At 35.6% G+C, this 21,886-nt stretch carries 19 protein-coding genes; 7 read left to right on the top strand and 12 right to left on the bottom strand.

Annotated elements, in window-relative coordinates; genetic code table 11:
* Positions 1-3: 3 nt before the first annotated feature.
* From dnaJ to DWB61_RS07155, 4 genes are all read left to right on the top strand, one after another.
* Entirely contained in the window at positions 4-1,152 is a 1,149-nt protein-coding gene (gene dnaJ / locus DWB61_RS07170) for a molecular chaperone DnaJ (protein ID WP_125030218.1), read from the top strand.
* A 201-nt stretch (positions 1,153-1,353) separates the two neighbouring features.
* Positions 1,354-2,289, top strand: a complete 936-nt coding sequence (locus tag DWB61_RS07165) for an ABC transporter ATP-binding protein (protein WP_125030217.1) — start codon at positions 1,354-1,356, stop codon at positions 2,287-2,289.
* Positions 2,290-2,356: 67 nt separating this feature from the next.
* Positions 2,357-3,697 carry an ABC transporter permease gene (locus DWB61_RS07160; RefSeq protein WP_125030216.1) on the top strand — a complete coding sequence of 447 codons (1,341 nt, stop codon included), beginning with the start codon at positions 2,357-2,359 and terminating at the stop codon, positions 3,695-3,697.
* Between the two features lie 175 nt (positions 3,698-3,872).
* The gene (locus DWB61_RS07155) at positions 3,873-4,751 is read left to right on the top strand and encodes a radical SAM protein (RefSeq protein WP_125030215.1); all 879 of its coding nucleotides are present in this window, start codon (positions 3,873-3,875) and stop codon (positions 4,749-4,751) included.
* Between the two features lie 96 nt (positions 4,752-4,847).
* Here the strand turns inward: DWB61_RS07155 and DWB61_RS07150 are convergent, their stop codons facing one another.
* The 3 genes from DWB61_RS07150 to rsfS form a co-directional block, all read right to left on the bottom strand.
* Positions 4,848-5,672 (bottom strand): phosphatidate cytidylyltransferase, encoded by an 825-nt coding sequence (locus DWB61_RS07150; protein ID WP_156190222.1) that lies wholly within the window; start codon positions 5,670-5,672, stop codon positions 4,848-4,850.
* A gap of 115 nt (positions 5,673-5,787) precedes the next feature.
* The gene (gene ftsH / locus DWB61_RS07145) at positions 5,788-7,827 is read right to left on the bottom strand and encodes an ATP-dependent zinc metalloprotease FtsH (RefSeq protein WP_125030213.1); all 2,040 of its coding nucleotides are present in this window, start codon (positions 7,825-7,827) and stop codon (positions 5,788-5,790) included.
* A 29-nt stretch (positions 7,828-7,856) separates the two neighbouring features.
* On the bottom strand, positions 7,857-8,231 hold the full coding sequence (rsfS, locus tag DWB61_RS07140) for a ribosome silencing factor (protein WP_125030212.1): 375 nt from the start codon (positions 8,229-8,231) through the stop codon (positions 7,857-7,859).
* A 156-nt stretch (positions 8,232-8,387) separates the two neighbouring features.
* Between rsfS and DWB61_RS07135 the strand changes: the two genes are divergently transcribed.
* On the top strand, positions 8,388-9,137 hold the full coding sequence (locus tag DWB61_RS07135) for a biotin--[acetyl-CoA-carboxylase] ligase (RefSeq protein ID WP_125030211.1): 750 nt from the start codon (positions 8,388-8,390) through the stop codon (positions 9,135-9,137).
* Positions 9,138-9,698: 561 nt separating this feature from the next.
* Here the strand turns inward: DWB61_RS07135 and DWB61_RS07130 are convergent.
* On the bottom strand, positions 9,699-10,196 hold the full coding sequence (locus DWB61_RS07130) for a hypothetical protein (protein WP_125030210.1): 498 nt from the start codon (positions 10,194-10,196) through the stop codon (positions 9,699-9,701).
* An 85-nt stretch (positions 10,197-10,281) separates the two neighbouring features.
* The gene (pyrE, locus tag DWB61_RS07125) at positions 10,282-10,917 is read right to left on the bottom strand and encodes an orotate phosphoribosyltransferase (protein ID WP_125030209.1); all 636 of its coding nucleotides are present in this window, start codon (positions 10,915-10,917) and stop codon (positions 10,282-10,284) included.
* 126 nt (positions 10,918-11,043) lie between these two features.
* On the opposite strand from pyrE, the gene DWB61_RS07120 reads away from it, so the two are divergent.
* Positions 11,044-11,646, top strand: a complete 603-nt coding sequence (locus DWB61_RS07120; RefSeq protein WP_125030208.1) for an NUDIX hydrolase — start codon at positions 11,044-11,046, stop codon at positions 11,644-11,646.
* 21 nt (positions 11,647-11,667) lie between these two features.
* On the opposite strand, the gene DWB61_RS07115 is transcribed toward DWB61_RS07120, so the two are convergent.
* From DWB61_RS07115 to DWB61_RS07085, 7 genes are all read right to left on the bottom strand, one after another.
* Positions 11,668-13,077, bottom strand: coding sequence for a TlpA family protein disulfide reductase (locus DWB61_RS07115; RefSeq protein WP_125030207.1), 1,410 nt, complete (start codon positions 13,075-13,077; stop codon positions 11,668-11,670).
* 82 nt (positions 13,078-13,159) lie between these two features.
* Complete coding sequence (gene coaD, locus DWB61_RS07110; RefSeq protein ID WP_125030206.1) at positions 13,160-13,633, bottom strand: pantetheine-phosphate adenylyltransferase; 474 nt, start codon at positions 13,631-13,633, stop codon at positions 13,160-13,162.
* A gap of 129 nt (positions 13,634-13,762) precedes the next feature.
* Positions 13,763-15,985 (bottom strand): amino acid permease, encoded by a 2,223-nt coding sequence (locus DWB61_RS07105; RefSeq protein ID WP_125030205.1) that lies wholly within the window; start codon positions 15,983-15,985, stop codon positions 13,763-13,765.
* Positions 15,986-16,030: 45 nt separating this feature from the next.
* Positions 16,031-17,230: a [FeFe] hydrogenase H-cluster maturation GTPase HydF gene (gene hydF / locus DWB61_RS07100; RefSeq protein WP_125030204.1), complete on the bottom strand. Its 1,200-nt coding sequence runs from the start codon at positions 17,228-17,230 to the stop codon at positions 16,031-16,033.
* Positions 17,231-17,260: 30 nt separating this feature from the next.
* Positions 17,261-18,427 (bottom strand): sigma-54-dependent transcriptional regulator, encoded by a 1,167-nt coding sequence (locus tag DWB61_RS07095; protein ID WP_125030203.1) that lies wholly within the window; start codon positions 18,425-18,427, stop codon positions 17,261-17,263.
* 33 nt (positions 18,428-18,460) lie between these two features.
* Positions 18,461-19,420: a Ppx/GppA phosphatase family protein gene (locus tag DWB61_RS07090; RefSeq protein ID WP_125030202.1), complete on the bottom strand. Its 960-nt coding sequence runs from the start codon at positions 19,418-19,420 to the stop codon at positions 18,461-18,463.
* A gap of 175 nt (positions 19,421-19,595) precedes the next feature.
* The gene (locus tag DWB61_RS07085; RefSeq protein ID WP_125030201.1) at positions 19,596-20,660 is read right to left on the bottom strand and encodes a putative type IX sorting system protein PorV2; all 1,065 of its coding nucleotides are present in this window, start codon (positions 20,658-20,660) and stop codon (positions 19,596-19,598) included.
* Positions 20,661-20,811: 151 nt separating this feature from the next.
* Between DWB61_RS07085 and pssA the strand changes: the two genes are divergently transcribed.
* On the top strand, positions 20,812-21,549 hold the full coding sequence (gene pssA / locus DWB61_RS07080) for a CDP-diacylglycerol--serine O-phosphatidyltransferase (protein WP_156190223.1): 738 nt from the start codon (positions 20,812-20,814) through the stop codon (positions 21,547-21,549).
* Positions 21,550-21,886: the final 337 nt, after the last annotated feature.

Below are 21,886 nucleotides of genomic sequence, written 5' to 3'. Positions count from 1 at the left end.
AAGATGTCGAAAAGAGATTACTATGAAGTACTTGGTGTATCAAAAAATGCTACAGGACCAGAGCTAAAAAAGGCTTATCGTAAGAAAGCTATACAATTTCATCCTGACAAAAACCCTGATAATAAAGAGGCTGAAGAAAAGTTTAAAGAAGCAGCTGAAGCTTATGAGGTTTTAAGCAATGATCAAAAACGTCAGCGTTACGATCAATATGGACATGCTGGTATGAGCGGTTCAGCTGGAGGTGGTTTCGGCGGCGGCGGCATGAACATGGATGATATCTTCTCTCATTTTGGTGATATTTTCGGTGGCGGATCTTTCTTTGGAGGTTTCGGTGGCGGCGGACGCAGTTCACAGCGTGTGAACCGTGGTAGCAACTTAAGAGTAAAAGTTAAGCTGACACTTGAGGAAATTGCAAGCGGCGTTGAAAAGAAAATCAAGGTTAAAAAGCATGTTGAGTGTCACGATTGTAGTGGTTCAGGAGCTGAAGGTGGTTCTTCACACTCTAACTGTTCACAGTGTCATGGAACGGGGCAGGTAACACGCATTCAGAATACAATCTTAGGTCAGATGCAAACCAGTGCAGTCTGTCCATCATGTAATGGTGAAGGAAAAATTATCACCCACAAATGTAAATCCTGTGCTGGCGAAGGTATCGTAAAAGACGACGAAGTTATCACAATCAATATTCCTGCGGGTGTTGCTGAAGGCATGCAACTATCGGTAAGCGGACGAGGCAATGCAGCTCGTCGTGGTGGAGTGAATGGTGATTTATTGATTTTAGTTCACGAGGAAGAACATCCAGAGCTTATTCGTGATGAAAACGATTTATTATACAATTTATTTATTAGCATTCCTGATTCAATATTAGGAACAGCTGTTGAGATTCCAACTATCGAAAATAAGGTAAAAGTTAAAATCGATGGCGGAACACAACCAGGTAAGATTCTTCGCTTGCGCGGAAAAGGATTACCTGATATTAATGGTTACGGACGTGGAGACTTGTTGGTTAAAATAAATGTTTGGGTTCCTAATAAGGTTAGTAAAGATGAACAGAAACTTCTTGAAAAACTTCAGGCTTCTGAATCATTTAAGCCGAATCCAAGCTCACAAGAAAAAAGCTTCTTCAAAAAAGTTAGAAACTTCTTCGACTAAAAAAATAGTCAAGCGTAAATCCCTCAGAAATATCTGAGGGATTTTTTTTGTCCTTATTTTTAAAGGTATAATCGCTAACTTTCACCTTTATATCGATTTTATATTAAACAGATGTAACTTTTAGGTATTTTGTACACTAATTAGTAAACACGATATTGAAACTAACTATTAATCATTAAAACCCCTTTAATTTATTTATACATGATGTTTTTCGAAGCAAAAAATATAGTAAAACAATATGCAGGACACACAGCTCTAAAAGGTGTAAGCATATCGGTTTCTGAAGGAAGCATATTTGGTCTACTTGGGCCTAATGGTGCTGGTAAAACAACTCTAATTCGAATAATTAATCAAATTACTGGCCCTGACTCAGGCGAGGTTTTCTTTAATGGTGAACCTTTAAAAGCAGAACACGTACACCATATTGGTTATTTACCTGAGGAGCGTGGCTTATACAAGAAAATGAAGGTTGGTGAGCAATCTATTTACTTGGCTCAGTTAAAAGGGATGAGCAAGCAAGATGCAACTGCTAAACTACAAGCTTGGTTTAAGAAATTCGATATTTTAGAATGGTGGGATAAAAAAGTTGAAGAGCTTTCTAAAGGAATGGCTCAGAAAATCCAATTCATCACAACCATTCTTCACGAACCTAAACTTCTAATATTCGATGAGCCTTTTAGTGGATTTGACCCTATTAATGCAAACCTTCTTAAAAAAGAAATATTAGAACTACGCGATAAGGGCTGCACCATTATTTTCTCAACTCACAATATGGCATCTGTCGAAGAAATTTGCGATCATATTGCACTTATTCATAAGTCTGAAAAAATACTTGATGGCTCTTTTGAAGATATCAAAAAAGAATACCGAACCAATACTTATAATGTTTCTTTCACTGGTGATCAAGAAAAGCTAAAGGCAAATTTATCAAGTGATATTGAAATATTAGAACATCAATCAGGTAAGGAATTCGAATCTTTAAGGTTGAAATTAAATAATGGAACAAGCTCTAATGATTTGTTAAATCAAATACTCCCTCATGTCGAGATTGTTTCATTCAACGAAATTATTCCAAGCATGAACGATATTTTTATTCGCGTTGTGAACGAAAAAAATCTTAGTCTTGATTTTGAATAATCAACTAAATAAACAAATAATAGAATTCATTTTCATTCCGATCTCATCGGACTTATAGATAAATACAATGAACAAGATATTAATCATTATTCAACGTGAATATTTATCACGAGTTAAAAAGAAATCCTTCTTACTCCTAACATTTCTTACACCTATTCTAATTGCAGGTATATATGCTTTTATGATATGGATGATGATGAAGGACGATACCGAAAAAAGAACCATTGGGGTTATCAATGAATCTGAACTGGTTAGCCCAGTAGAATCAAAAGATTTCACCACCTTCGAATATTTAGAGAACACAAGCTTTGATGAAGCTAAGAAAATGTTGGATACCAAGGGGTATTATGCACTTCTTAAAATTCCGAAAGACATACTAGAATCACAGTCGACCGAGCTATTTTCGTTTAAGCAAGTGACCATAGAAGTTAAATCAGAGGTTGGATCGCAAATTCGTAATCATATAGAAACGATTAAGCGTTCGAAAATAATTGCAGAAGCTAATATGCCTGATTTGGAGCAAAAATTAGCGGCAACTAAAACTCCAATATCGGTAAAGACCATAAAATTTGGTGATGACGGAGAGATTAAACAAAGCTCAACTGAAATTGCAATGGGACTTGGCTTTGCCATGAGTTTCATTATCTACATGTTTATTTTCATGTATGGTGTTCAGGTGATGCGAGGGGTTATCGAAGAAAAAAGCAACCGAATTATCGAAGTGATCATTTCATCTGTTAAGCCTTTCCAGTTAATGATGGGTAAAATCGTCGGTGTCGCGATGGTTGGCTTAACTCAATTCTTAATGTGGGTCATTCTATCAGGAGCAATTATCATGATTGGTAGTGCTATTTTCTTACCAGGGCTTGATGCATCGAGCATACAACAAGCTTCCTCTATCAGTCAATTGCCAAGTACAGGACAAGCAATGAATCAGGCTCAGTTAAATATGATGCAGGATGTTCTTGGAACTTTCGACATGGCCTATATTATGAGTATATTAGGAGGTTTTATCTTCTTTTTTCTAGCTGGTTATTTATTGTATTCAGCCTTATTTGCTGCCGTTGGTTCAGCCGTTGATAACGAAACCGAAACTCAACAGTTTATGTTGCCAATTTCATTGCCTCTTGTTCTTGCTTTATATATTGGAATGGCAGCAGCCAAAAATCCCGAAGGTGCAATCGCTTTCTGGGGATCTATCATTCCATTGACATCTCCAATTGTTATGTTGGTACGTATACCTTTTGGGGTTCCATTATGGGAGTTACTACTATCAATGGGGTTACTGGTTGCATCATTCATATTTGTAACTTGGGTAGCTGCAAAAATTTACCGTACAGGTATTCTAATGTATGGCAAAAAAGTTTCTTACAAAGAGATATGGAAATGGTTACGCTATCACAGATAATGTGGTGATATGAGGATGTGATGATGTGATGATGTGATGATGTGATGATTTAGAGATTAAATAATTATCGCAATTATCATCAATAAAACCTTCTACTCATAGATTTTAATCAATGCCTCGTTTTAAACGGGGCATTTTTTATGAATCACTATTCAAATTTTGATATTTTTGCAAGATGATAACATACGACGAACCCCTTTTCAGACCTCCAAGTGAGGCCTATTCTCTTATATTACAAGTTAGTTTAGGCTGTGCCTGGAATAAATGTGCCTTTTGCGAAATGTACAGTAACAAGCAATTCCGACTTAGACCTGAAGAAGAAATCTTTGCCGAAATTGACAGTTTATCATCTCAAGCTGATCAAATCCGAAAGGTATTTTTGGCTGATGGCAATGCCATGGTTATGTCCTTCGATAAACTAAGTCGTTTATTAGATAAGCTAAATGCAACCTTTCCAAAACTTAACCGAGTTTCAGCCTATGCTTTACCTCGGGATATTGAATCCAAAACCGATGAAGAACTGAGAATATTAACCTCAAAAGGTTTAAAATTACTTTATGTTGGAATCGAATCTGGTGATGATAAATTACTACAGGTCATAAACAAAGGAGAAGATTTTAGTAGTACAAGCAGTGCTTTAAAGAAAGCAAGACAGGCTGGTATCAAATTATCAGTCATGATATTGAATGGTTTGGGTGGACAAAAATATTCTGAGCAGCATGCCATCAATTCAGCAAAAGTTGTGAACGAAATTCAACCCGAGTTTTTATCGACACTGGTATTGAGTTACCCATATGGAGAAGATCATTTCAAACAGAAGTTTAATGATGAATTTATTCCACTAAACACCATTGAACTGATAGCTGAAATGAAAGTGTTTATAGAAACGCTGGAACTCGACAATACCGTCTTTCGTAGCGATCATGCCTCGAATTATCTAATTCTCAAAGGTAATCTCAATAGAGATAAAGAAGAGCTCCTAGATCGTATAAATGGTGTATTTGACGATCCCGCAAATGCAAAACTCAGACCCGAATGGATGAGAGGACTTTGATGTGAGGATGTGAAAAATAAAAAAACAAGAATATAAAAAAAACGATCAACAATTAAGTTGATCGCTTTTCTTTGTTTTATATATCGATATTCAATATTACTTACTGAACTCCTTTACAATTTCCAGGAATACATAGACAATAGGAGCCACAATCAAAATCGCATCAAAGCGATCTAAAATCCCACCATGTCCAGGTAAAATTGAACCTGAATCTTTCACTTTAATGCTGCGCTTAAAAAGAGATTCAACCAAATCACCTAAACCACCAGCAACAGCAACAATAAGTCCTACTGAAAGCCATAAAACCAAACTTAGCTCCTGACTAAAATATGAGCATCCCAAAGCAGCTAGCAGGGTTGCAATACCACCGCCAATACTTCCTTCCCAAGATTTCTTAGGAGAGATACGCTCGAATAATCTATGCTTACCAAAATTAACACCAACTAGATAGGCAAGCGTATCATTTACCCAAATCATAATAAAGATACCCATTACAATATCAGGTCTGAACTGCTCAACTCCATTCTGAAATACAAGATAAATCAGTAAAGCGAAAGGCAAAGCCACATAAATAATTCCTAATAAAGTATAGGCTATATTAGCAAAAGGATTATCCTTCTTACGATAAAGCTCAATAATAAAACTTAAAAATACAAGTAAGAGTAATAAGTGAGAAAAGATTGCTTTCCCATAATAAATATGTGACGTTACAGCAGCAAATAATAACACAACGGCTAATAGTCCTGTACTGATCTGAGGTGACGCATTAGCCTTTTTTATTAGGCCATAAAATTCATAGTTGGCTAAAAGTGCTATTCCCAAGAAGGTCGCAATAAAGCCTACAGGATGAAGGTTGATCCCTGCAATTAAAATAATTCCGAATAATACTGCTGTTAAAGCTCTTTTTATAAATTCCCCCACTATGAATATGAATTAATACAACCCAACAAAATTAAGCCGCCAATTTAAACAAAAAATAGCTAAGTTGTCAACTCTCATAGACAACTTAGCTTTAATAAATATCTGGTACAAGGAATTAAACAGCCTTAGAGTTGTTCTCTTCTTCTGATCTTTCTTCTTTCTCAGGAACATCTACTGGAAGTATTTTGGACTCTTCAGTACCAAAATCTCTCTTTCCAAATATAGCCTCTAAATCTTCACTGAATATCACCTCACGCTCCAATAACAATTGGCTCACTTTTTGGTGACCTTCCATATTATCCTTTAGGATCTGCTTAGCTCTCTTATATGAAGTCTCAATCAATTCTTTAACTTCCTTATCGATAAGCTCGGCAGTTTTCTCACTATAGGGTTTAGAGAATCCATAATCAGACTGTCCTGATGAGTCGTAATAACTTACGTTACCAACTTTTTCACTCATTCCAAAGATAGAAACCATAGCCATTGCCTGCTTAGTTACTTTCTCTAGATCATTTTGTGCACCTGTAGAAATCTTACCAAAGGTTAATTCTTCTGCAGCACGTCCTCCAAGAGCAGAACACATTTCGTCTAGCAACTGTTCTTTTGTTGTAATACTTCTCTCTTCTGGCAGATACCAAGCCGCGCCAAGAGCTTTTCCACGTGGCACAATGGTAACTTTCACCAAAGGATGAGCATATTCTAACAACCAGGAAATAGTTGCATGACCAGCTTCATGATAAGCAATGGTCTTCTTCTCATTTACTGAGATAATCTTATTTTTTTTCTCTAAACCTCCAATAATTCGGTCAACTGCATCAAGGAAATCTTGCTTCTGAATAACATTCTTCTTTTTACGAGCAGCGATCAAAGCCGACTCGTTACAAACATTAGCAATATCAGCTCCCGAGAAACCTGGTGTTTGCTTCGCTAAAAATTCACTCTTAACCGATTCATCAAGCTTGAGTGGACGAAGATGTACATTGAAAATTTCTTCACGCTCATTTAAGTCTGGTAGCTCAACGTGGATTTGACGATCAAAACGACCGGCACGCATCAAAGCTCTATCAAGAATATCAGCACGGTTAGTTGCCGCAAGAATAATAACCCCCGAGTTGGTATCAAAACCATCCATCTCGGTCAATAACTGATTCAATGTATTCTCACGCTCATCGTTAGCTCCCATATTTGGATTCTTACCTCTAGCACGACCAATAGCATCAATCTCATCGATGAAAATGATACAAGGTGATTTCTCTTTAGCCTGCTTAAATAGATCACGAACACGACTAGCACCAACACCGACAAACATCTCAACAAAATCAGAGCCTGACATACTAAAGAAAGGTACGTGAGCTTCACCAGCCACAGCCTTAGCCAAAAGTGTCTTACCTGTTCCCGGAGGGCCTACCAGCAATGCTCCTTTAGGTATTTTACCACCTAATTGAGTATATTTCTCAGGAAACTTTAAGAATTCTACAATTTCTTCTACCTCTTGCTTAGCCTCAGCCAAACCTGCAACATCCTTAAAGTTTGTTTTAATATCAGACTCTTTATCAAAAACTTTAGCTTTTGATTTTCCAACATTAAAAATATTTCCTCCGCCAGCACCTCCGCCAGCACCTTTGCTCATTCTCTTAAATACAAAGAACCAAATAGCCAGAATAATCAGAATAGGAAATAAAAATCCTATAATATCACCAAAGTAATCTTTGTGATCAACATATTTTACGGCAACTCGATCAGCTTCAGGCATAGATTCTTGAGCACTTTCCAAATTTTGCTCAAAGTTCTCGATAGAACCAATTGTGAAGAAGTAATGCGGTCCGGCCTTAGATGGTGAATCAAATGAATTTGAAAATAAATCTGGATACTTTTCTAGATTCGCATCTTTTATATAAACATTAACGTTACCCAGGTTACGTACAATCTCTATTTTCTCAACATCATGGTTACGTAACATTTCAACTTTCACTTTATGCCAACTCGTTTCCTTAGGGTTTTGTTGGTAAGTAAAATATTGAATGGCTAAAAATGAAAGAGCTATAATTCCATAGATCCAATAAGCATTGAATTTAGGAGCTTTCATCATATTATTTGGGCTCTTTCCTTTCTTATCTGAAGGAGGAGGCGTGTTAGGCGATTTCTTTTCTGTCATTATATTTTGTATAATTCTATTTCTACTGATTAATGAACGTCAGGGATACAAGTTATATTAGCATCAGCCCAAAGTTGTTCTAATTGATAATAATCGCGATATTCTTTTTGAAAAACGTGAACGACAACATCGGCATAATCCAAAAGCACCCATTGAGCATTTTGTTTACCTTCCACCCTCCACACTTTTTCATTTAATTTTTCTAATGTTTCGTCTTCTACATTATCTGCAAGTGCTGAAACATGTGTATTTGATGTTCCGTTACAAATAACGAAATACTTACATACAGCGCCACTTACATTTTTTAAATCAACACTTACAATATCAACCGCTTTTAAATTCTTTAAAGCTTCAATAATCGTATCGACTAATTTTTCAGGTAAATGTTCTCTTTTTTTAGTCATATATTAATTTTAATCTTACAAAGATAATTTTTTTTTAAGTCTATTATAATAAAGCAAACTTTAGATTTAGGTCTAGATGATAAAAACAGAGTTTGATGTCTTAGAAATCGAAATCTTCGTCTTAATTTTGCACCAAATCAAATTTGAATCCACCCTATGCCAAATTTATTTCATTCCGAACGTATTATTAGAGTCGAACAACTTGACTCAACCAACTTGCATGCGCTCCAACTGATTAAAGATACCAATCCGTCAGGTGGCACTGTCGTTATGGCATTAAATCAGACAGAAGGCCGCGGACAGCAAACAAATGCTTGGGAAAGTGAAAGTGGCAAAAACCTTACCATTAGTCTGATACTTCGCCCTGACTTTATAAAAGCACAGGATCAATTTCAGGTTTCAATGATTGTTTCACTGGGAGTAAAAGATTACTTAGACACTTATTCTGAGGACGTTTCAGTGAAATGGCCAAACGATATTTATGTAAGTGACAAAAAAATTGCTGGAATCTTAATCGAACAATCTATTATGGGAGCTTATCTGTCACATTCGGTATGTGGTATTGGGCTAAACATTAATCAGAAACGGTTTCTTTCAGATGCACCCAACCCTATTTCACTTCATATGCTAACAAATGAAACTTATGATCTTGAAAAGGAGTTGATAAAACTGTTAGCCTCTATTGAAAATCGATATTTCCAATTACTAAATGGAAAGGGCTACGAATTAAAGGATGATTATCTTAAAGCGATGTTTTGGATGAAGGAAGAACATACATTCAAGGATGAAGAAGGACAGTTTAAAGGACAAATTGTTGGTATATCTGAATTTGGTCAACTACTAATTCAAGATGAAGAGAAGGTGGTCAGAACCTACAATTTTAAAGAAGTTTCCTTTATCAGATAGACTTCACCATATCAGAAAGGAATCTATTGATATTCATTATCAAAACTTTTAAAAAATATACCTGTGAATAAATAATCTCTGTGACTTCCGTCTCGTAAACGCTAAGCTCTTTTTTCAACATTTACGCATTCGACGGAAAGATAGGATGCCATTTCTTCATGATTTTATAACAGCTATAAATATTACGCGACTCTGTCGCTTAATAACAAGTTTAGTTAAAAGTAATAAGTGTCTAGAGTTCGTGTTCTGTTTGACTAAATATCACTTCATTCTTTTAACTTTTCAACTTTCATCAATAAATATTTCCTTAAATTAAAAATGTAGGTATAGGTGCAGAGCATCTTAATATCTGTAGAACACATACCTGATACAGGATTGGGGTGCAGAGCACCGTCATATCAATTTAAAGAAATATCTGATGCGAATTTGACAAATTTGAATATTGACACCTACAAAATGACGAGAACTTTCTAATATTTATATAAAACAAAAATAGCCAAACTCTAAAGTCTGGCTATTTTCATCATCAGATCATCTAATTTGCACATCAACAAATCATATTTACCCGATATTCTGAAGATTTTGATAAGGAATTTGGGTCATTCCTTCAGCCAATTGGTCAATTCCTTTTTCCAATTTTTTCTTCAACATCATTTTCATCATGGCGTTCAACTCGGCATGAACAGTTAATCGAAGCTTTGTCTCATAAGGTCCTTGCTCTATGAGCTGAATCCACATATAAAACTCAAAAGGACTTCGTCCGTATCCTGTCAATTTCAGGCTTTTGTTTTCCTCTTTATCAACAAACTGCAAACCTGCTTCACCAAAACCTTTAATTACAAAAGAACAATTGTCTTCGGTAGCTTCCCAATGCTCAATTTGATCCTTGAAATTCATCTTCTTATTAGTTTGCTCTTCGATTTTCGCTTGCACTTCAGGGTTTTCTGCAGCCAGTTCAAAAACTTTAGCAATTTTTCTAAAATCAGATAAAAAGGAATAAATACTATTCACATGATTTGGAATAATTTTGATATCACTTACAATCTTCGTTGTTGACATATACTTTTCTTTTAGAATACAAAAGAGGGTGCCTCATGATAAGACACTCTCTTTTGATGTATTTTTTATTGGCTATTTCTAGCTTTTATTTCTGCATCCAAGTTGATGGATCTTTACGCCATTCTTTTAACTGATCAACATCTTCGTTCTTAATATATCCAATCTCAAGAGCACGATCGATCATGATGTTGTAATTACTCAACGTTTCTAATTCACATTTGGCTTCTGTGAAGTTATCTTCAGCTGTCTTGAATCCGTATGTGAAAATTGCAAACATTCCCATAACATCACATCCTGCTTCACGAAGAGCCTCTACAGCTTTCAAACTCGACCCACCTGTAGAAATCAAATCTTCAATAACAACAACCTTCTGTCCAGCTTTTAAATCGCCTTCAATCATATTTGTCATTCCATGAGCCTTAGCCGAAGAGCGAATATAAACCATTGGTAAATTTAGTTCATCAGCAACCAATGCACCAAGAGCAATAGCGCCAGTTGCAACACCTGCAATAACTTCAACATCTGGATATTTTGCTAAAACAGCCTTAGCAAATGCTTTTTTAATATCGTTTCTCACTTCTGGATACGATAAAGTTTTACGGTTATCACAATAAATTGGCGACTTCCATCCCGAAGCCCAAGTGAATGGGTTTGTTGGTTCTAGCTTAATTGCTTTTATTTGCAAAAGGTATTCAGCGATTTGTTTTGCAGTACTTTGCATAGGACTATTGGATTAAATGGTTCAAAATATGAGTTGATTAAACAAAACTGAGTGTAACACTCAAGCTTATACCACAGTGATACAAACTTTTACACTACAAGTCTCTTAATCTGAAATCATCCGCAAATGTATAAAGTATTTTTTAAAGATCGTGCAATTTTCTTAGGCGATAAGGCTGAAAGTATGAATTTTCCATACATGGTATATCTGTGGACTGAAGGAGATAATCTTGAAGCTATCGTTTCTGATTTTGACCATGATGAAAATAAAGAGTCTCTTTTTTTTGCAGCTGCAGATGTGGAAGCTCTTTTCTCAGAATTCAAGAATCAATTTAAATATATAGAAGCTGCTGGTGGATTAGTCTTCAATCAGGAAAATGAGATCCTGGCCATTCATAGACTAGGAAAGTGGGATTTACCTAAAGGGAAAGTAGAAAATGGTGAAACGATAGACGAAGCTGCACTGCGTGAGGTTGAGGAAGAATGTGGTATTAGCAATCTACAAGTCGACGAAGAACTGGAGTCGACATACCATACCTATTGGATGAATAATTCATGGATATTGAAACGTAGCTATTGGTTTAAAATGAGCTATTCTGGCAATGAAAAACTAGTTCCTCAAACTGAAGAAGACATTGAAGATGTAAGCTGGATTCCAACCAATAAACTAGACGAATTCAGAGCAAACACCTATGCCTCCATTTTAGAAGTCATCAAAGAAATAGCTTAAATTTGATATGAATCAGGCCTTCTACTTTTTCTGAGAATAGTTTTTGCGAAGCAGATTTCTTTGAATCTTAACAAAGATTTTCTCCACCCCATCGTGTGGGCCTCTTGCAGGGTATTGATATACTTTACCTTCGGGATTAATAATAATATAAGTTGGAAATACATTTATCTTAAAATCCGCTAGAATTGAGTTTTCTGAATCAATCTGGACCATTGGCCAAGTGATGTCTTTTTGTTTCAATCTATTCGTAAAACGAGCAGTATCTAAATCGCTAGCAACACTTAAAAATTCAATATCCTTACCAAAGGCTTCATGCAGTTTCTTAAGCGATTCGAGATCATTCTCCCAAACCGAATTCGTCGTGTTACAAAAATTCAGATACAGATATTTGCCCTTATAATCTTCTAAAACAATATCTCCAAGTTTAAAATTTGGAACATCTGTGTTTTTAAGTAGATGAGATAAGTTTACCAAATAATTCTTTATCAACTGGCTTACTCTTGAGTCTGTCGAATTCTCATTTATCTTTTGAAGGATTTCTATTGCTTTACTTCGAGAAAGAACTGCATTCTCTGTTCCATTAAAAACGGCCTTAGCCAAAAGTAAATCTCTAAAAGTTTTGTCCTGATAGACAGTATAGCTTTGCATTACCTTACTCAAGTTGGAATAAGGATCAGAAGATTCAAGAGCCTTATTAAATTTCGATTTTTCTTTTCGATGAAAAGCTGAGGATAAAGAATTGTCGTAAATTTTATTGAACAAAGTAGTATAAGCTGTATTATTCAACTCTAGTGCTTGCTTCGTAAAGTATTTACTCTCCAAGCTGATATAGGCCTCTGGAGAGGCTAAATAATCCAGAAAACCCAAACGATATTTTAGATAAACTTGAAAATAAGTATTCGTCACCTGAACATAATCGCTCTTCATTTGTTTTGCAAACCCAACACCAACAGAACTGGAACGCTGATTGTAAATATCATCGAAATTTTGATTAATAAAGTTGTCAAACTGATTATCAAACTCTCTAATCAAACTATTCAATCCATCTTTATCAGTATTTCTAAAACCTAATAAGACATCCTGAGGTTCAAAAAAAGGATCGATTCTCTGCGATGGAGATAAGTCTCTCCTTGGGGGTAAACTCAACTGATATTCTTTACCAGTCTCTGCAAAAAAATATCCTCGGAACACACCTAAAGGCAAAAACACCATTTGCGTTTCTGCTATTTCGAATTCAACAGAAAACTGACCTTGCCTATCGAGTTGCAAAATGGCTAACTCCTTCTCCGTTTTCGAAAAGGCATCATCGTAACAAAGCACCTTTATTTGCGCATTGGCATAGGCTGCATGCTGCCCAAACAACTTAACTTTTTTCGCAAACGAACTTTGTACTCCAAGAGTCAATATCAGTAAAAGAAATAGTGATCGCATATTCTGTTCTTATCTGTGAATTTCAAAACAAAGGCTATTCAAATCAGATTGCCTAATATGAATAGCCAGAATATTTAATATCTTACAATTTATAAGCCTCAGGATCTAGTACCTTAGGCACAAATTGTGATGCATCACCACCATGACGCATAATATCACGAACAATGGTTGATGTAATCGGGGTATGTTCAGGAGTCGTCAGTAAGAAAATTGATTCCAAATCGTATTCCATTTTCTTGTTGATTTGTGCAATGGCACGCTCATATTCAAAGTCAGCTGCTGTGCGCAAACCTCTCAAAATAAATTGAGCCCCTTTTGCCTTGCAGTATTCGACTGTAAGGCCACTATATATTTCAACCTCAATTCTAGGATTGTTGTTGAAGGTTTCTTTTATCCACTGAATACGTTTCTCTACTGGAAAAAACTGCCTTTTCTCAGCATTGTAACCTATGGCAATTATGATCTTATCGAACAATGGCAATGCTCGAGTAACAATTGATTCGTGTCCCACTGTAAATGGATCAAACGATCCTGGAAATATGGCTATACGTTCCATCTATATTTCTTATAAATTAGTCTGAGATTATCCTTTTCATACAGGATTCACTCTTATTTTGATAACTCTATCGATGCAAATTTAGAAATAAATAAAAGTTAAATTGATATCCAATCAACATTCAAATTTCTATTTGATCTTAATTTTCTTGTAAGAACTCACAAAAAGAATATTACCCATATCGTCGAATCCGGTAAACATATCCAATTTATCTCGATCTACATCTTCTCTGTTGAAGCCCAAAATTGTTAAATCTGCATCCATCGATTTGTTCATGATCTCCTTCTTCTTATCAGTATGATCAATTCCAATTAATTCAATATTACTAGAAGAAATAGGCAATTGTCCCGAGCGGATTAGACTTAATAATTTGCCTTGTTCCACTTCCAGATCTTTCTCTGGATACATGGCAAAAATCTTAATCATACTCTTCTTCCAGTCAGGATGCCCTTGAATGATATAGGCCAAAAGAATCATAAGATTGGCATTCTCGTAATCCTTAGAACCAATCCAAATATGAATTTCCTTGTGATAACCAAAACCCTTATACGAGGTATTCAAAACACAAACATCAAATTGAGTTGACTCAATCAATTCGTAGTTATCAATCACATAATTCAACTGCTTAGGTTTAGTACGCGAATACTCAAATAAAATTGAATTATAACCATGTCCTGATATACCAGATAGTTGCATCACCTGTGCAATGGCTGAGGTCATAGAAGGACTAATAATCGTATCTAAGAAAACACGATTACGACTTCCCGATGCCAGATGAATCAAGCGTTTCATTACATTTTTAGACTCATCATTCGTTTTCTCATTTAGAAAACCTTCCAAATAATGAATATAGGTTCCGAAACCATACTTATATGAAATCCAGCGCAGTAAATCAAAAGCTGAACGGCGCTTAAAGGTATCTTGAGAAATACAAATTGCAAAGGGTCTCCAACTCACTTCGCGATCTACTTTCTCAGCTCGTTGAGCAAAAATTTGCAGGTATCGACTCAATTGAAAAACCACACCGCGGAAAAGTTTAGCTAAACCTCGATGTTCCTTATTACTTACATTTATACCATAATAAATCACTCCCATAATCAGTAATGAAACAATAGCATAGACCATATTCATTTGAAACATGATCCAAAATGAAAGAATGGCTCCCATTAAAGATAGATACCAGCGAGATCGGAAAGTTGGTCGGTAAGATGGGTCAGCAGCAAAATGCTCCAGAAATGAAATCATACAAATGGCACCATAGGTCACCATAAAGAACATTGAGATAATCTGTGCAACAAAATCAACATCGCCAATCAAGATAAATATAAATGCAATAACGATAGAGATGACTGAAGCATTTAGAGGCTCTGTCGTTTTTCGATTCTCCTTTTTCAGCCATTTATTTAAGCCTTCCTGTGGGAAGATATCATCCATCCCAATGGCTTGCAAAGTACGAGGTGCTACCATAATAGATCCCAATGCAGATGATAATGATGCGGCAGCTAAACCTATAGGAATAATTGGTCCCCAAATAGCAATATTACTCATGATAAGCTGGTTGCTATCTAAGTCCTCAGGGCTAGCAGACACTGTAAATTTATAGGCAGCAAACAAATAAATGATCAAACCACCAACGGTTGCCCAAATCGTTCCACGAGGAATTGATTTTTTTGGATTCTTAAGCTCTCCAGACAAGCCTAAACCAGCTGCAAGTCCTGTAAAAGCAGGGAATATAATTGTAAACACGTAGAAAAAGCTTTTAGGATTTTCGATAGTTGCATCCAAAACAATATCCTGAGGTGCATCGGTAGGTGAGCCAATAAAAAACATGAAAAGTGAAATGGCTAATGTTCCAACAACCACATATAACACTTTCATTCCCACATTTGAACCTCGCCATAGAAATAAACCAGACAGAAGCATCATAGCAGGCACAGAAATCGCACGTTTATCGTAAATAAGCCAACCAAAATCATTGGCAACCCATTGTATAACCGGATCAAACGCTTCGGCAAATGCTATAATATAAAAGGCTACCGATATGGCTTGAGAAAGATAAAGTGTAATCCCAATTGCCGCTCCAATATTCAAGCCGAAAGATCGAGAAATAATATAGTAGGCACCTCCCCCCAGTACTTTTTGGTTTGTTGCAATTTCAGCAACTGCCATAGCTGTTGGGATGGTAACCATATGTCCAAGAATGATAATTCCAATGATACCGATAAGACCAACATTACCTACTGCCCATCCAAAACGAAGGAATAATATGGCTCCTAAAATAGTAGAAATGGCAGTCATAAAGACTGGTAAAGTTCCAAAAGTAGCACTCGATTTAGTAAAATTATTGGCCATATATTAATAATCAATTACAGTTTAAGAATAGTGTGTGTGTTTAGCTTAAAGCTTGAATGGCTCAACAGCCCTTGTATATATACCTTGCACGTAAGCAATCGCCAAGCCGTAATTACTAACTGGAATTCCAGCTTCAATAGCAGGCAAAAGTCGATTATGAATTTGCTTTTTTGTAATCATACACCCTCCACATTGAATCACCATCGCATAATCCTTAATCGGACGTTGAATGGCATCTAAACCTGAAACGATATCAATATCTAATTCACAATCGCAATATTTTTTCAACCATGCAGGTAGCTTAAATCGTCCAATATCTTCACATGACACATGATGTGAACAAGACTCAAGAATTAAAACTCGATCACCACCTTTCAAGTCGTCAATCTTTGGTGTTCCTTTTAAATAGTTTTCAAAATCACCTTTCTGCCTTGCCAAAACAGTACTAAAACTTGTCAGTGGGATATCTTTAGGGACCAATTGTCCTGCCAAATCGAATATCTGACTATCAGTAATCGCTAGTTTCGGCTTTACATTGGTGGTTTTAAAAAATTCAGTCACCTGATCTTGTTGTAGAACAATATTGATGCAATGATTATCCAATACATCTCTAATGAGTTGTACTTGTGGCAAAATCATACGTCCAGATGGAGCTTCAGAATCAATTGGACAAATCAACATTACCACATCGTTAGGTTGAATTAAATCACCAATTATCGTTTTAAAAACTTTTGAAGATTCTGGTGCTGTTCTCTTAATCAATTCAATAACCTCATCGAAATTATCAGGATTAACTGTAGAAAAATCAATAACAGACGTTTGATAATCCTTCTCAAGCTTGGCTTTTAAAGGCTCATCAATTTTCGTCTCATCGGACTTATTGTGAATGATGAAAAATGGGGTTTTATAATAATTGAATTTGCTAATCAAATCTTCTTCGAAATTTCCAAAAACATTATCAGCAATCACGAGAATAGCCAAATCAATGGTCGAAATAGAATGCAAGGTCTTTTCAATTCGCTTAGCACCCAATTCGCCTATGTCATCAATTCCGGCCGTATCAACCAAAATGACAGGTGCATAATCTAATATCTCAAAGGATTTTTTAACAGGATCTGTTGTTGTGCCAGCCGTTTCTGAAACAATAGCAATTTGTTGATCAGCTAAAGTATTAATGATGGAAGATTTGCCGTAGTTTCTACGTCCGTAAATTCCTATATGGGTTTTATGATCTTTCGTTTTCATCCTCAATAATGGCTATTAATAAGTCATCGATTAGTCTCTGTTTGCGCCAGCATACAGCTTAATATCTTGTTGTGTAATTTCTTTATCGCCCAAAATTATTAAACGCTCTATGATATTTCTAAACTCTCGAATATTTCCGGTATAATCCAGTTTTAATAATTCTGCAATAGCATCTTCAGCAATAGATTTAGGAGGTAATCCCATCTCTGAACAAATAATATCGATAAAATGCTGAGCTAATAAAGGAATATCTTCTAATCTTTCGTTTAGGGCAGGCACTTTAATTAAAATCACACTTAATCGATGATATAAGTCTTCTCTAAACTTACCTAAGACAATCTCCTCAGAAAGGTTCTTATTCGTAGCCGCAATCACCCTTACATTAACCTTAATTTCTTTATCTCCACCTACTCGAGTAATCTTACTCTCTTGCAGAGCTCGCAAAACCTTAGCCTGGGCTGACAAACTCATATCGCCAATCTCATCTAGAAATAGAGTGCCACCATCTGACAATTCAAATTTTCCTTTACGTTGCTTATGAGCAGATGTAAAGGAACCTTTCTCATGACCAAACAACTCACTCTCAATCAATTCAGAAGGGATTGCCGCACAATTAACCTCTACAAAAGGTTGTTTTACTCGATTACTTTTTTCATGAATACGATGAGCAACCAATTCTTTACCCGTCCCATTTGGGCCAGTAATTAAAACTCGGGCATCAGTAGGGGCCACTTTCTCTATCATATCATTTAACTCCATGATAGCTTTAGATTCGCCAATCATGTCATATTTCTTATTAACTTTTCTCTTAAGAACCTTTGTCTCAGTCAGAAGAACAGCTTTATCAAGCGCATTTTTAATTGTGATAAGAATTCTATTTAGATCAAGTGGTTTCTCAATAAAGTCGAAAGCCCCTTTTTTTATCGCTTCTACTGCTGTATCGATATTTCCATGCCCTGAAATCATAATAACAGGGACATCAAATGCAATTTCCTGCAACTTTTCCAAAACCTCAAGTCCATCCATTTCTGGCATTTTTATATCGCAAAGAATCACGTCAAATTCATTCGCTCCAACCATTTTAATGGCTTCCATTCCGTTCTCAGCTAGACTCACTTGATAGTTTTCGTAAGAAAGAATATCTTTCAATGTATTACGAATGCTTCTTTCGTCATCGATGATTAAAATTTTTGACATGCTGTTGATATTAAAATAATGACTTAAATATTTTTATTTATCCGAAGATATCGATTTTTCTGATTGACTTAATGTCTTAAGGTAGTCGAAAAGTGCACCTTCTTTCAATGCGTAAGAAGACTGGAATAATATTGACAACTCACTTTCTTTCACAAGAAAATTGATGAAAATACTCGCAAGCACCATAAGATGTACCCTTGCAGAATCCATCCCTCCCATTTGCATTCTCTCTTCTAAAGTCGAATCTAAAAACCGTTTATGCAAGGTATTAAAATCTTCGAGGTTGATATTGTAATGGGTTTCTTCAGGTTGAAATTCGGTTTTCTCTTCAGCTAAAATAACCTGACGCAAAGTAGAGAAAGAGCCTGATGACCCTATCAATTTCTTTACTGAGAATTTTTTCAAAGCTATAATTAAATCGCTCAATTTATCTTTTAAGAATTCTTCAATATCCTGAAGCTCATCCATTTTTATTGGATCGGAAGGTTGAAATTGTTCCAACAAACGAGTCATGCCTATTGGATAAGATTTCTTCCAAAATATCTTTTCCGAATTGGCAATAATGATCTCGTTACTTCCTCCTCCTATATCAAGTATCGCTACAACCTCATTGTCTAGGCCTACCGCCTCACGGGTTCCATAATAAATTAACTCAGCCTCACGATTCCCAGATATAACCTGAATATCAATATCAAAATCCTGACGAATTTGTTTTACAAAATCTATTCCATTATTCGCGGTTCTAATAGCAGATGTCGCAAATCCAAAAGTTTTCACTGTTTGGTAAGAATTGATAATTTCTTTCATTTCGACAAAAGCAAGATGTGCACGATCTTTAGCCTCATCCGTAATATAGTTCTGGTTGATTCCACCTTCACCTAGCTTTACAGGATATTTAGAACGATGAAGTATGTTAATTTGCTTATCAGCTGAGATATCAGCTACAAGTAAATTAAAAGTATTGGTACCTAAATCAATAATTGAGATACGCATAGGTTGATTAAGTTTCAGTTAGAAAAAATAGCTTACACAAAATATCGAAAGTAATGAAATTTCGGGGCATTACAAGTTATAAAGATTTAAGAAAATTTGGTATTCAAAATCTTGAATCAGAATAAAAAGAATCAAAATAAACTTTAAACAACGCTCTCTTTATAGTCTTAATAATTTAGTCGAAAGCATATGAAAGTGAAAACACATTAGAATATTTAGAGATAGATTGATCTCCAATATCAGTTAGAGCATAATCTAGCCTAAAGTTTTTATAGTGGATACCCAAACCTAGGTTAGGTTGAAAAACTAGTGATTCCTTTTGTTTAAAATCAGTCTCTCGTTGGATATTACCAAGGCCCATTCTAAGATAAATCAAATCTTGATATTGAAATTCTAGTCCCATGTGTGGATCGATACTTATGGGATCTCCTTCAATTAAAGTATGACGTTTACCATCAAAGGTTATATCTGCATCCAACTCAGCTAATACCCTAACTTTATCGCTTAATCTAACTTCACGACCCACTCCTAAAATCAACCTAGGCAAGGTAATCTCAGTAGAATTCTCAGGAATTTCATTTCCCGTTGTATTATAGACTTTTTCAAGGTCATCAGTCTTAAAAACCCAAGCGTTAAACGTTGAACTGGCATCGCGGATTACAGCTCCCATTTGCCACTTTCCTCGTTTGTATTTTATGGCTGCATCAATTCCAAACCCATAGGCTGAAGCAAATTCTCCAGTATGACGATAAATTATCTTGACATTTCCTCCAATAGACAAACCTTTAATCTTTGTTTGCTTGGCATAGGAAAATAGAAAGGCATAATCAGCTGCCGAAAACGTTGTGACTAGGTCGTATCTAATATTTCCATCTTTGTCAATTAACTCAAGCGTATTTGGAATATCATCAACCCCATATCGAATCACACTTAAAGCCAAAGCACTTTTCTCATCCAATTTAATACCAAAGCCCACATAATCGTAGGCTGCCATTCCTGCAAAATATTCGGCGTGCATGGCTGAGATTTCATATTTCTTGTTTAAATCAACCAAACTTGCAGGATTCCAATAAGCTGCTTCAACTCCTTTTTGCGAGGCAACTGCAACATTTCCCATAGCAAAGGCTCTTGCCCCCACTCCTACAGATAAGAATTCATTGCTGTATTTTGGTGCCGAGGTTTGAGAGAAAAGGCTCAAGCCAGAAAAAATAAAGAATATCAGAGTTAAGTATTTTTGCATCTTTTAGATTTTGGACGAAGCGTAAAAATACAATGCTTTTTTTATTCAACGACATTCTCTATGAAACTTTTCAGTCCATTCCGATTTTTAGATTAATTTTGCATGACTCACATAGCTGAGCCATATTTATTGATCAAAATAATTCGATACGATGTCAATCACAAAACATATCCCAAATGCCATTACCTGTTTAAATATTCTATCAGGTTGTATTGCCAGTTTATTGGCTATTGAAGGTTATTTATACCCTGCTGCTCTTTTAATCATTCTAGCCGCAGTATTCGATTTTATGGATGGACTCTTCGCCCGATTGTTAGGTGCCTATTCTGAAATGGGTAAAGAACTGGACTCATTAGCAGATATGCTAAGTTTTGGTTTTGCACCAGCAACCATAGCCTTTTCATACTTACGCTTTGCCGTTCTGGGAGATTCTGCTGCGGCTTTCACTCCAGAAAACTTAAGTTATTCGCAAATAGCCATTTTATTATCCGCCTTTATCATCTCCATTTTCTCAGGACTTCGATTGGCTAAATTTAATGTCGATACGCGTCAGACTTCTTCATTTATTGGTGTTCCTACGCCTGCAAATGCCATGTTTTGGGCTTCTTTACCCATCATCTTTCACTTTGGAGACTACCCAATGATTGAAGGCTTACTTTCTAACCAATGGTTTATTCTAGCAGCTATACTCATCACCTCATTCCTGTTAGTATCTGAAATACCCATGTTTGCTTTAAAAGTTAAGAGTCTTAAGTGGCGAGAAAATCAAATTCGATATTTATTTCTAATCACCTTAGTGGTTTTAGCAATCCTTCTAAAATGGTTAGTTATTCCGCTAATTCTATTTGTTTATATCTTCTTCTCATTAATAGATTACCTGAGAAAATAAACAGATATAACTGACAATATTACAAAGCCTTCATTTTAACGAATGAAGGCTTTTTTGTTTCAATTTTTTTCAAAAAATGCTTTATCTAAAAAACACTTCCAATTAATTATGAAATATATCTTTCCTTTTATATTATAAATAAAATTCGCAGATCATTCAATATCCTATGGCAAGCCAAGAGAAATTAATCTATAGAAAAATCAGTATTGATATTCTATATTAAAAAAAACTGAAAGTTAAACTGTGATTAATTAAGTAAAATTTTTAACTTGTAAGACGAGTACAATTAACTAAGAATTAAATCATTCCAGATCTTCTAAATAAAATCTGGTTTCTT

It is taken from the genome of Ancylomarina euxina, assembly GCF_003863355.1.
GTDB lineage: Bacteria > Bacteroidota > Bacteroidia > Bacteroidales > Marinifilaceae > Ancylomarina > Ancylomarina euxinus.
The sequence above is the reverse complement of the archived record's forward strand: the minus strand, read 5'-3'. Positions and strand labels throughout refer to the sequence as shown.

Bases quoted from the DNA above. Each gene is read 5' to 3' on its own strand.
- DWB61_RS07120 (WP_125030208.1), top strand. From the start codon at position 11,044: ATGTATAAAGTATTTTTTAAAGATCGTGCAATTTTCTTAGGCGATAAG.
- pyrE (WP_125030209.1), bottom strand. From the start codon at position 10,917: ATGCAAAGTACTGCAAAACAAATCGCTGAATACCTTTTGCAAATAAAA.
- DWB61_RS07135 (WP_125030211.1), top strand. From the start codon at position 8,388: ATGCCAAATTTATTTCATTCCGAACGTATTATTAGAGTCGAACAACTT.
- DWB61_RS07160 (WP_125030216.1), top strand. From the start codon at position 2,357: ATGAACAAGATATTAATCATTATTCAACGTGAATATTTATCACGAGTT.
- DWB61_RS07095 (WP_125030203.1), bottom strand. From the start codon at position 18,427: ATGTCAAAAATTTTAATCATCGATGACGAAAGAAGCATTCGTAATACA.
- dnaJ (WP_125030218.1), top strand. From the start codon at position 4: ATGTCGAAAAGAGATTACTATGAAGTACTTGGTGTATCAAAAAATGCT.
- DWB61_RS07115 (WP_125030207.1), bottom strand. From the start codon at position 13,077: ATGCGATCACTATTTCTTTTACTGATATTGACTCTTGGAGTACAAAGT.
- DWB61_RS07165 (WP_125030217.1), top strand. From the start codon at position 1,354: ATGATGTTTTTCGAAGCAAAAAATATAGTAAAACAATATGCAGGACAC.
- DWB61_RS07090 (WP_125030202.1), bottom strand. From the start codon at position 19,420: ATGCGTATCTCAATTATTGATTTAGGTACCAATACTTTTAATTTACTT.
- ftsH (WP_125030213.1), bottom strand. From the start codon at position 7,827: ATGACAGAAAAGAAATCGCCTAACACGCCTCCTCCTTCAGATAAGAAA.
- DWB61_RS07130 (WP_125030210.1), bottom strand. From the start codon at position 10,196: ATGTCAACAACGAAGATTGTAAGTGATATCAAAATTATTCCAAATCAT.
- DWB61_RS07105 (WP_125030205.1), bottom strand. From the start codon at position 15,985: ATGGCCAATAATTTTACTAAATCGAGTGCTACTTTTGGAACTTTACCA.
- hydF (WP_125030204.1), bottom strand. From the start codon at position 17,230: ATGAAAACGAAAGATCATAAAACCCATATAGGAATTTACGGACGTAGA.
- pssA (WP_156190223.1), top strand. From the start codon at position 20,812: ATGTCAATCACAAAACATATCCCAAATGCCATTACCTGTTTAAATATT.
- rsfS (WP_125030212.1), bottom strand. From the start codon at position 8,231: ATGACTAAAAAAAGAGAACATTTACCTGAAAAATTAGTCGATACGATT.
- coaD (WP_125030206.1), bottom strand. From the start codon at position 13,633: ATGGAACGTATAGCCATATTTCCAGGATCGTTTGATCCATTTACAGTG.
- DWB61_RS07155 (WP_125030215.1), top strand. From the start codon at position 3,873: ATGATAACATACGACGAACCCCTTTTCAGACCTCCAAGTGAGGCCTAT.
- DWB61_RS07085 (WP_125030201.1), bottom strand. From the start codon at position 20,660: ATGCAAAAATACTTAACTCTGATATTCTTTATTTTTTCTGGCTTGAGC.